Origin of the sequence: Conchiformibius steedae (assembly GCF_014054725.1) — a bacterium.
GTDB classification, from domain to species: Bacteria; Pseudomonadota; Gammaproteobacteria; order Burkholderiales; family Neisseriaceae; genus Conchiformibius; species Conchiformibius steedae.
In genome coordinates this window covers 192,323-203,505 of record NZ_CP059563.1, presented here as the reverse complement: position 1 = coordinate 203,505, position 11,183 = coordinate 192,323, and the positions used below count along the sequence as shown (strand labels likewise).

The following is an 11,183-nucleotide window of genomic DNA, read 5'->3' as shown; positions in this document are numbered from 1 at the left end:
CTTACGAAGAAGCCATTAAAATATCCTATCCATTAGGCGGTTACAAAGAAGCCGAACCCAATCCGCACATGGCGGCATTCGGTGCAAAAATGGCGGAATATATCCGTGAAGCATGGCAGTTTTATGAAGGCGATGAAGGCTTGGAAATGTGTTTTAACATCGCTTCCGAAACCGCCCGAATGCTGAAGGTCGAATACTGTTTTGAACAGTCGCCCAAGCAATGCCAAAACAGCTTTGCCGCCGCCATTGTCCGCGCTGCCTGCGAAAACAATCTGGTGGTGTTTCACCGCGATATGGATTGTGTGTTTCTGCCTGACGGCACGGCATTTGACGGGCAAGACCAAGCATTTCACTGGCAGGAATTTGTTGAACAATACGAGAAAGAGTGGCAGCAGCATATTCAAGAATTGATTGCCGACCGCAATAAACCGCAAATTCCGATTAGTGATGCGCAAAGAAAACGTTTGGCATCTAAAATAATTAAAGCACGCTTGGGGAAACCGTATCAGGCATTATTAAAAAAATATCAGCTTCTCCCTGAAGAATATCTGTCCATCAAGACGGATTTTTGTTATTTGGATTTTTTTCTTTATACGGATAAAGATAAATTTAAGGAAGGATTCTATGAATTTGATTGCTTCATAGATATTATTCCAAAAAAAGAATACAAAGAACCAGCAATGCAGCTTATACCTCTTTTAACTGCGCATTTACTTAAGCAAATAAATATTAGTTTTTTTGGTTTTTATGGCTTACCCGACAAAGCCCATCCCAATCTTCAGGTTGACAGACATGAGCGTGGTATGCGGGGGAGTTGGAAAATCAGTGAATATGACGAATGGGTTAAATTGGTGGAAGCGGCAGCCGATATGTTGATGTATTATCTGCCGCATATTGGCTCATTGGAAGATTTGGTTAAATTGATGCAGGCACACGATGCTGGCGAAACCAACTTTAACCAATTCACGCTGCCTGAAACCAATCCTGCTTTACGCGAATTTTGTATGGCCAGAGACTTAAAAAAATTGGCAGCATCAGAATAATTTGCAAGCAGCCGTTTATCCGTCCCGCTGCGATGGGTAAAACTTCAGGGCGCTACTCAATCAAAAGGAAGGAATGCTGATGAAATATGTGTTTATCCCCGTGTGGGCAGCGGCGTGTATTCTGTTGGGGGCTTGCGGTAAGCAAAATAACGATGCCCCTGCAGCCGCTTCCGCGCCCGCATCAGGCAGCGTGTACCGTGTGCGGATGTCGCCACCGGGCTATGCGCCCTTAAATTTCCGTTCGGCAACGGGTGCGCCGCAGGGCTTTGAACACGATATTTTGCAGGAAATCGCCAAACGCAGCGGCATCAGTTTTGATTACGGCTATTTGCCGTGGGCGCAGCTGTTTGCCGCTTTGGAAGCGGGGCAGGCAGATTTGTTGGCAAGCGGCATCAGTATTACCGAAGAGCGCAAAGCCAAATACGGCATGAGCCAAGATTATTTGGAAGTGAGCCCTGTGGTGATTGTAACCAAAGACCCAAATGTGAAGAGTTTTAAAGATTTGGCGCAGCGCAATGTATCGGTAAAACGCTATTCGGGGCATGAAAAGTTGTTGTTGGAATTGAATAAAAACAGTTCTGACTATGCAGTGTATGCCGAAAGTTCGTGGCTGACGGTGCAAAAGGTTATCAGTGGTGAGGCTGTGGCGACTTTGGGGGATTCGTCTATTATGGGGACGTTTGTTGCCAATCATCCCGATGACGGTTTGCATTTGGTAGTGGACAACGGCTATGCCAAAGATTATTACGGTTTTGTGGTGCGTAAAGACGATACGGTGCTGCTGGACAAGGTCAATAATGCTTTAGATGCGATGAAAAAAGACGGAACTTATCAGCAGATTGTGGATAAGTGGTTTAAATAATCAAGTTTTTGCATAAAACGGCAGGAAAGGGAATTCCTGCCGTTTGTTATTTTTCGTCTTCGCTGTTTAATGCAGACAGACATTCGCCAAACGGGGCAAACAGGTTTTCCACCAAACGGCGGAAGGCGGGCAAACGGTAGGGCGGTTCGGCTTCGGGGTCGCGCCCGTACAGCAGTTTGATTTCGGGATAATCGGCTTGGGCAAAGCCGTGAAAACCGCCGTGATAGACTTCTGCGGCTTTGGCTTGGGCTTTTTCCCAGTCTTGCCCGTCTGTATAAAACTTGACGGCGGCGCGTAAGCTCATGCGCGGAAAAAACGGCAGCGGGGCATGTTGTCCTGCGTGGTAGGCGGCAAGCCATTGTTGTAGGGCATCTTGTGCCTGCGCTTGCGGCAGCGGCGGCAAAGTAATGGAAGCAAACAGGCTGATGCAATGGGTGTGGCGTTGCGCTTCGGGCAGGCTGTCGGGCAAAACGGCGCAGTAAATCAAATGGGTAAGCAGCAGTTCAATTTGGTCGGCAGCAGAGGGTTTGGCTTGGCGCGAACGGACAAAATCGGCAGCGGCGATGATTTGTCCGTGTTGGCGGCAGTGCGGCAAGCGGTAGGCAAGCGCACCGGCTGCGCCGTTTAATACGCCGTTTTGTTCGGGCAGGCGCGGACTGCGTAAAATTTCGCCGTCTAAAGCAGCGGCACGGGCAGCAAAATCGTGTTGTGCCAATGTCCCCAAACGTCCTGCGGGCAACAGGCTTTGTGCGCCCAATTCGTCTGCCAGCTCATCAAACGGCAAACCGTGTTCGCGGGCGTGTAAATAGGCTTGGTCAAGCAGATGGGGCTGTTCGGGCATAAACGGTTCGCTGCTGACCCATTCTTCGCCGCTGTGCGGGGCTTGCCAATCCAAATGCTGTTTTAAATAACTGCGCGGCGGGTTGCGCCAAAAGTGTAAAAAACGGCTTTGCGGTACGGGCGCGGCAGGGGCAACGGCGGGGGTGTCGTCAGGCACATCGGGCAGAAACGGTGCAGCGGTGGTGGGGATTTGGTTTAAAGCGGCGGCGTAATCGCTGCGGCTGCCGTGCAAACGCGGCGTACCGTCAAAATAGCGCGGCGAAAAGCCTTGTAGCGGGTGTTGCAACACCCATTTGTCCATCAATTCGTTTGCAGGCACGCCCGACAACGCCGCCACGCTGTCTGCCAATTCGTATAACAGCACCGAGGGCGCAAGCGCGTCATTGCTGCGGACGCTTCTGCCCACATACGACAAATACAGCACTTCACGCGCGCTGAGTATGGCTTCCAAAAACAGATAACGGTCGTCATCACGGCGGGCGCGGTCGCCTTTTTCGGGGTGTTTGGCAATCAAATCAAAAGGCGAAGCAGAGGTGTTGCGCGGAAACTGCCCGTCATTCAAACCCAGCAGACACACGGCTTTAAACGGCAGCGAACGCATGGGCACCATGCTGCAAAATGTCATCCCGCCGCGCAAAAAGCCCGCATCGCTTTGGCTGCCGAGAAAACGGCGCACATGGGCAACGGCGGTGTCGCTGCCGATTGCCTGTTCAAAACCCGCGCTGTCGGCGTGTGTCGTCCAATCCGCCAACGCCTGTTCCCATTGCGACAGCGCATCGGCATCGCCATCGTCTGCCAAACACAGTGCCTGACACAAATCGCGCAGCCGTTGCGCCCATTGTGCGGGCGTGGCGGCGGTTTGCCATTGCCTGCGGGTGTCTGCCAACACGCGCACCAAAGCGGCAAAACGCGCCAGTACCGCGCTTTGTTCGGGCGCGGCGTGCCAAGGGCTAACCCCATGCCATAATGCGCCGTTTTCAGGCATGACCCAACCCAATATCAAGCGTTCCAAACCCTGCTGCCAAGTAAACAGATTGTATTGTCCGCCGTGTTCGGCGCGTTGTTCCGCATCTGCGCCCCAGCGGATATTCAGTTGTGCCACCGTGTCGTGCAGCAGCGGTAAATCGTCCAAAGTGATACCGAAACGGCGTTGGACGGTTTCGTTGTCCAGCAGCGGCAGCAGTTTTTCCGCTTCAAAACGTCCTGCCAGCAGCGACAAAGCCTGTTCCAAGGCATACAGCAGCGGTTGCCGCCGCGACAGGCGCACGTCTGATACCGAATAGGGCAAGGCAATACCGTCTGCGCTGCCGCCGAATACGGCTTCAATAAACGGCGCATACGGCGCAATATCGGGCGTGAGTACAGCGATGTCGTGCGGTTGCCAATCGGGGTGCGTGTGCAACAAGGTTAGTAAACGGTCTTTTAAAATATGCAGTTCGCGCAGGGGACTGTGGGCACTGTGAATCTGAATGCTGGTGTCGGCGCACAACTGCGCCAAGGGCGTATCGGCGGCGAGGTTTTGCTGTGCCAGCCAGTCGCGGTGTTCGCTTAACCAAGTATTTGAGGCTTCGGCGGGTAAGATTTGGTTTTGAATATGGTATTGCAGGGTGTGCAGCAGTGAGGGCGAGGCAGGCGTTTCGTCAAACACATCGCGTTCTGCTGAAATTTGTGCCTGTGTGAGTGCGTCAAAAAAATCGCGTCCCTGTTTGCCTAAAGATGCCAGTAAAGGGTGTCCCTGACGGCTTAAATCGGGTTCGCCTGCCTGTTGCAAAATGGTTTGTGCTTCCACTACATCGCCCCAATACAGCATGCTGGGGTTGAGCGCGTAAATGTGGATATCGCAGTGTTGTGCCAAATGCAGCAGCAGTTGCAAATACATGGGCGCAAGCGTGGCAATGCCGAAAACGGTCATGCGTTGCGGTAAGGGGGCGTTACCCAATTGTTGCAACAATTGTTGCCATAAAACCACACGGTGGGTTTGCGTGCCATCGTCCAAACTTTGCCACAAACGCGCCTGCCATAATTGGTCTTCGTGCAGATGGGGCAGGGTATGCCCTTTGCGCCATGCTTCAATCCATTGCGGGCGGTACACCTGATAATGGTCAAACACGTCGGCAAGTTGTCCTGCCAATTGGTAGGCTGCCAGTGCGCCGTTGGCAAGATAGGGTTCAAGTTTGGCGCGCACGGCAGAGAAATCAGCAGCGGCAAACTGTGGCGAATCAAACAATGCCAACAAACGCCAACGCATTACTTCAGGCGCAAACGGGCTTTGTTCGGGAACATTGTCCAAAGTCTGCCGCATCAGCCGCCACGCCAAACCCGCAGGCAGGCTGAAACGCACATTGGCAGACACGCCCAGCCGCCGCGCCGCAAAACGCGACAAAAATCGCCGCATGCCTTGGCTCTGTACCACCACTTCTTCGGTGGCAAAAGGGTCGTCCAAAGGCTGCGCCCCCCATACAGCGCACAGCATTTCCGCCAAATATTCCAAACGGTTGGACTGATACAGATACAGCATAAACCCGATTTCCGCAGCGTATGAAAAGGCAGATTATATAGCGTCTGCCCTGTTTGTCCGCGTTCAAAGCAACGGACAGCAGCATTTTTGTCTGCAAACTTCCCGCCAATTTCCCCTTTTCTTGCCGAATCGGAAAAAATTTCCGATAATACACAATACAATAACACTTAATCACGATGGAGCCATCAATGTCCGGTTACACCCTCAAAATCATCCGCAACGGCAGTGAGCGCACCTTGCCCGCCGCCACAGGCAAAACCTTAACCGTTCCCGCCGAATACCAAACGCTTTACCAAATCCACAATCCCAAAGGCGAACTCGTCCCCACCCCGCAGGTGCGCGAACACGGCATGGATTTATGGGTGTATTTGGGGCGTACCGCCGAAGGCGCACCCGATGTGATTTTGCAAAACTACCTGCTCAACTACCCCGTGGTGGATTTAAACCAGCTGGCACAGGTAGGCACTACTTTTGCCACCGCCGCGCCCCCTGCTTATGCCGAAAGCGCCGCACTGACTGCCGCGCATGTCGGAAAAATCCACACTGGCGCAGCCCTTCCCACAGGATTATTCGGTGCGCTGGGCGCATTAAGTTTGGCGGGATTGGCCGTTGCCGCTTCAGGCGGAAAAGGCAGCGGCGATAAACAAGACAATAAACAAGAAGAGAAAAAAGACCCTCCGCAACCCCCAGCCGATAAACACGTTAATACCCCCAGTGTAACCATTGAAAATATTGGCAATATCAACAAAGCCAATCAAAACCAAAGTGTAACTTTACGCGGTGCATTAGGCAAAATTGATACTGATGTCGTTGCCACCACCGTTACCGTGAATATTAACGGCAAAGATTATGCTGCCACCGTTTCATCAGACAAACAAAACTGGACGTTAGACACCACTAACACCGTTTTATCCACCAAACAAGGCGCAAACAATATTAGTGTGAGCGCCCATGTGAAAGATGGTGCGAACAACGAAGCCACATCCAATAAAGCCCAAACCACTTATCAAGTGGATACGGTGCTGGACAAACCTGTGGTAAGCATTGATGCGATTAGCGAAGTTTCCCGCGATAATCAAGGGCAAACCAAGGTTACAGGCACAATTACAGGTTTGGCAGATGATACCCAAGTGAATGAAGTCGTGGTTCAAATTGGCGGGAAAGAAGTTCAGGGTAAATGGGACAATGGCACCAAAACTTGGTCAGCCCAAGTGAATAATGGTGATTTGTTGGCACAAAATAATCATCAGCTTACGGCGGTTGCCAAAGTAAGCGATACGGGCGGAAATAGTGAAAGCGGTAGCGCACAGGGCAGCTACAAAGTAGCGGATATTCCCCAACCGCCACAACCCCCAGCCGACAAACACGTTAATACCCCCACTGTAACCATTGAAAATATTGACAATATCAACAAAGCCAATCAAAACCAAAGTGTCACTTTGCGCGGTAAATTGGATAAAGTGGACACTGATGTCGTTGCCACCACCGTTACCGTGAATATTAACGGCAAAGATTATGCTGCCAATGTTTCATCAAACAAACAAAACTGGACGTTAGACACCACCAACACCGTTTTATCCACCAAACAAGGCACAAACAACATCAGCGTGAGCGCCCATGTCAAAGACGGTGCGAACAATGAAGCCACATCCAGTAAAGCCCAAACCACTTATCAAGTAGATACGGTGCTGGATAAACCTGTGGTTAATATTGATACAATTAGCGAAGTTTCCCGCGATGAAGGAAAGCAAACCAAGGTTACAGGCACAATTACAGGTTTGGCAAACGATACCAAAGTCAATGAAGTAGTTGTTCAAGTTGGTAATAAAAATGTTACTGCTACTGTTAGTAGCGATGGTAAGACTTGGTCAGCCCAAGTAAATAATGGTGATTTGTTGGCGCAAAATAATCATCAGTTAAAAGCCATTGCCAAAGTGAGCGATACGGGTGGCAACAGTGAAAGCGGCAGCGCACAGGGCAGCTACAAAGTAGCGGATATTCCCCAACCGCCGCAACCCCCAGCCGATAAACACGTCAATACCCCCACTGTTACCATTGAAAACATTGGTAACATCAACAAAGCCAATCAAAATCAAAGTGTCACTTTGCGCGGTAAATTGGATAAGGTAGATACTGATGTTGTTGCGACTACTGTTACCGTGAATATTAACGGTAAAGACTATGCTGCCAATGTTTCATCAAACAAACAAAACTGGACGTTAGACACCACCAACACTGTTTTATCCACCAAACAAGGCATAAACAACATCAGCGTGAGCGCCCATGTGAAAGATGGTGCGAACAACGAAGCCACATCCAACAAAGCACAAACCACTTATCAGGTAGATACGGTGTTGGACAAACCTGTGGTTAATATTGATGCAATTAGCGAAGTTTCCCGCGATAACGGAAAGCAAACCAAGGTAACAGGCACAATCACAGGTTTGGCAGATGATACTAAAGTCAATGAAGTGGTGATTCAAATTGGCGGGAAAGAAGTTCAGGGTAAATGGGACAATGGCACCAAAACTTGGTCAGCCCAAGTGAATAATGGTGATTTGTTGGCGCAGGATAATCGTCAGTTAAAAGCCATTGCCAAAGTGAGCGATACGGGCGGAAACAGCGAAAGCGGCAGCGCACAGGGCAGCTACAAAGTAGCGGATATTCCCCAGCCGCCGCAACCCCCAGCCGACAAACACGTCAATACCCCTACTGTAACCATTGAAAATATTGGCGATATCAACAAAGCCAATCAAAGCCAAAGTGTCACTTTGCGCGGCAAATTGGGTAAGGTAGATACTGATGTTGTTGCGACTACTGTTACCGTGAATATTAACGGCAAAGACTATGCTGCCAATGTTTCATCAGATAAACAAAACTGGACGTTAGACACCACCAACACCGTTTTATCCACCAAGCAAGGCGCAAACAATATTAGTGTGAGCGCCCATGTGAAAGACGGTGCGAACAATGAAGCCACATCCAACAAAGCACAAACCACTTATCAGGTAGATACAGTGCTGGATAAACCTGTGGTTAATATTGATGCAATTAGCGAAGTTTCCCGCGATGAAGGAAAGCAAACCAAGGTTACAGGCACAATTACAGGCTTGGCAGATGATACCCAAGTGAATGAAGTAGTGGTTCAGGTTGGCGGAAAAGAAGTTCAGGGTAAATGGGACAATGGCACCAAAACTTGGACAGCCCAAGTAAATAATGGCGATTTGTTGGCACAAAATAATCATCAGCTTACGGCGGTTGCCAAAGTGAGTGATACGGGTGGCAACAGCGAAAGCGGCAGCGCACAGGGCAGTTATAAGGTGGCAGATGTTCCGCCGCAGCCTCAAGCAGAGCCTGAAATCGGTATCCGTATTACGGGCATTGACGGCGATAATGCGGTAGGCAGCGACCGTAATTCCACACTGGTACGCATTCAGGGTAAGGTGGATGTGCGCAGCGAGCCTTTGTTTGCGCAGGTGCAAAACCGTGAGTTGCTGCAAAGCATTGAATTAAAATTAAACGGTAAAAGCTATGAAGCGGGTTTGAGCGACAGTGCAAACGGGCGCGATTATACGTTTACGGCTTATGTGCCTGCTGCGGATTTGCGCGCGGCGAACGGGCAGAGCTTTACTTACCGTTTTTATTATGCGGCTGAGGGCATGCACAATGTGGTACCCAATTCGGGGGAATATACCTTGGCAAGCGGGAAAAAAATTGAGGGCGACTGGCTGGCTGTACCAGGACCTGAAAGCCAGCCGAGCAGCGCGGCATTGGCGAATTTTAAGGTAACGTTGGAAGGCGCGGGGGTAAAAGCGGCGGGAAGCCGTTATCGTGCCGATGCGGCGGGTTTGCCCGAGCAGCAGTCTGCGGTAAGCGGCAAGGTGTATGGCGAAGCGAAAACGGGCGATACGGTGGAAGTCAGCGTGGCGGGTAAGTCTTACCGGACTGCGGTAAAAGACGGACAAACTTTTGAAGTGTCGGTACCGACTGCCGATTTGTTGTCCGACACGTCGCACAGTGTGCTTGCCAAGCTGACTGTACAACACGAAGGCAAAACCTTAACGGCGCAAGACAGTGCGTCTTACCTGACGGGCAAGGAGGCGGACATCACGCAAGGCAACGATGCCCGTCACCCGATTGACCACAGCAAGCTGCCGTATTTTATTAAAAACCTGCGCGCCGAATGGGACCACGACCACGATCACGACGACCATTATCATGGCGGTACGCCTGTGGGTTATTTGGAAGAGCACCCTGAAGGTCTGCCGATTGAAGTGCGCTACCGTTTTTTCAGTCAGAACGAAATTAATAATTTGGAAAAAACCATCCGCGAGTTGGAAGACAAATGGTTTTCCACACCTTTTGCCAATATGCACGAGCGTTACCTGCTGCGGTATCAGGCAGAAGAGTTAAAAAGCCTGCGCGGACAGCAGCCAGTTGCCTTTTCGGAAAGCGGACAGCAGAAAATGAAAGAAATGCTCAAGCACATCAGCGACAACACGGCGGTGCGTTTTACCGAAGTGACCGACCCGAATGAAGAAACCAATATTGTCTTTTTTATTCACGATACCAAACCGAATGTGGACGGTTACGCGCATTATGGCGGCTATGTACATTTAAGCAAAAAATCGTTTGAGGGCAATAAATTTAATTTTAATACCGCTTTGCACGAAACCCTGCACTCTTTGGGCATGAAGCACCCGCACAAAGACGGACACGAGCAGGCAGGCGTGCCGCTGATGAAGCCCAATGAAGACCACAAAGGCTTAACCGTGATGTCGTATAAATTTGAAGACTTTATGGAAACGGACGCCATGCGCATGTTTGATTTGGCGTATCTGCATTACCGTTTCGGCGTAAATGCCGACCAGCGCAGCGGCAATGATGTTTATACCTTTAAGCCTTTTAACCGCCACAGCTTGGGCAACGATGTGTATATTTGGGACGGCGGCGGCGTGGATACGTTTGACGCTTCCGCGCAAGGGCAGGGTGTAACCGTGGATTTAACCCCCGGTTCGTGGATTTACGCAGGCAGTAAAACCGACAGTTTTGCCGTATTAAGCCACAACAAATTAAGCGCCACACAATTAACCGGCAGCGCAGGGCAAACCATTTTTAACGGCGACCGTTTGTTTGACAACACCTTTGCTGAAAACCAAGCCTTTATCGGTTATGGCACGCAAATTGAAAACCTGATTGGTTCGCAACACAACGATGTTTTAAAAGGCAATAAAGCCGATAATGCCATTTATGGCGGCGCGGGCAACGACGTGATTAGCGGCGATGACGGCGATGATTGGTTGGACGGCGGTGCAGGCGATGATGTGTTGGTAGGCGGTAAAGGCAACGACACCTATATTGTCGGAGAAAAGGGCGACCAAGTGGTAGAAGCAGCCAAAGGCGGTAACGACCATGTGTACAGCAGCGTAGATTACACCTTGGGCGATAATTTGGAAAACCTGACTTTGCTGGGTGCTGCGCTGCAAGGCACAGGCAATGCCTTGCACAACCAATTAACAGGCAATAATTTGGATAATACCTTAAACGGCGGCGCAGGAAATGATGTGTTGCAAGGCGGCGGCGGTAAAGACGTGCTGACAGGCGGCGCGGGCAACGACCAATTTGTGTTCAGCAGCCTGTTAGACGGCACAGTAGATGAAATCACCGATTTCCAAGCAGGTGTAGACAAAATTATCCTGTCAAGCAGCGTATTTGGCGCATTACGCAGCGAAAGCGATATTGCCAACCATATCCGTTACGACAAAAGCAGCGGCGTATTGTCTTACGATGCCGATGGTTCAACGGTGGCTTTTGCTAAAGTACAGGGCTTGGACGATGATTTAAGTGCCAATATTTTATTGGTGGCTTAATGATTTTAATCAGTTAAAACAAATATCTGTGCCTGAATAGGGCGCAGGCA

Annotated in this window: 4 protein-coding genes; 3 read left to right on the top strand and 1 reads right to left on the bottom strand. The window is 50.3% G+C overall.

The genetic code is table 11. The features are described from left to right. Positions 1–89: 89 nt before the first annotated feature. A complete protein-coding gene (locus tag H3L98_RS01370) occupies positions 90–1,043 on the top strand; it encodes a hypothetical protein (protein ID WP_182078442.1) in 954 nt (317 codons plus the stop codon). Between the two features lie 73 nt (positions 1,044–1,116). After that, complete coding sequence (locus tag H3L98_RS01365; protein WP_027021972.1) at positions 1,117–1,905, top strand: substrate-binding periplasmic protein; 789 nt, start codon at positions 1,117–1,119, stop codon at positions 1,903–1,905. A 46-nt stretch (positions 1,906–1,951) separates the two neighbouring features. Here H3L98_RS01365 and recC read toward each other — a convergent pair whose 3' ends face one another. Beyond that, complete coding sequence (recC, locus tag H3L98_RS01360; protein ID WP_027021973.1) at positions 1,952–5,263, bottom strand: exodeoxyribonuclease V subunit gamma; 3,312 nt, start codon at positions 5,261–5,263, stop codon at positions 1,952–1,954. A gap of 188 nt (positions 5,264–5,451) precedes the next feature. Between recC and H3L98_RS01355 the strand changes: the two genes are divergently transcribed. Further along, positions 5,452–11,133, top strand: coding sequence for a hypothetical protein (locus H3L98_RS01355; RefSeq protein WP_027021974.1), 5,682 nt, complete (start codon positions 5,452–5,454; stop codon positions 11,131–11,133). Positions 11,134–11,183 lie beyond the last annotated feature (50 nt).

Bases quoted from the DNA above. Each gene is read 5' to 3' on its own strand.
- H3L98_RS01365 (WP_027021972.1), top strand. From the start codon at position 1,117: ATGCTGATGAAATATGTGTTTATCCCCGTGTGGGCAGCGGCGTGTATT.
- H3L98_RS01355 (WP_027021974.1), top strand. From the start codon at position 5,452: ATGTCCGGTTACACCCTCAAAATCATCCGCAACGGCAGTGAGCGCACC.
- recC (WP_027021973.1), bottom strand. From the start codon at position 5,263: ATGCTGTATCTGTATCAGTCCAACCGTTTGGAATATTTGGCGGAAATG.
- H3L98_RS01370 (WP_182078442.1), top strand. From the start codon at position 90: ATGGCGGAATATATCCGTGAAGCATGGCAGTTTTATGAAGGCGATGAA.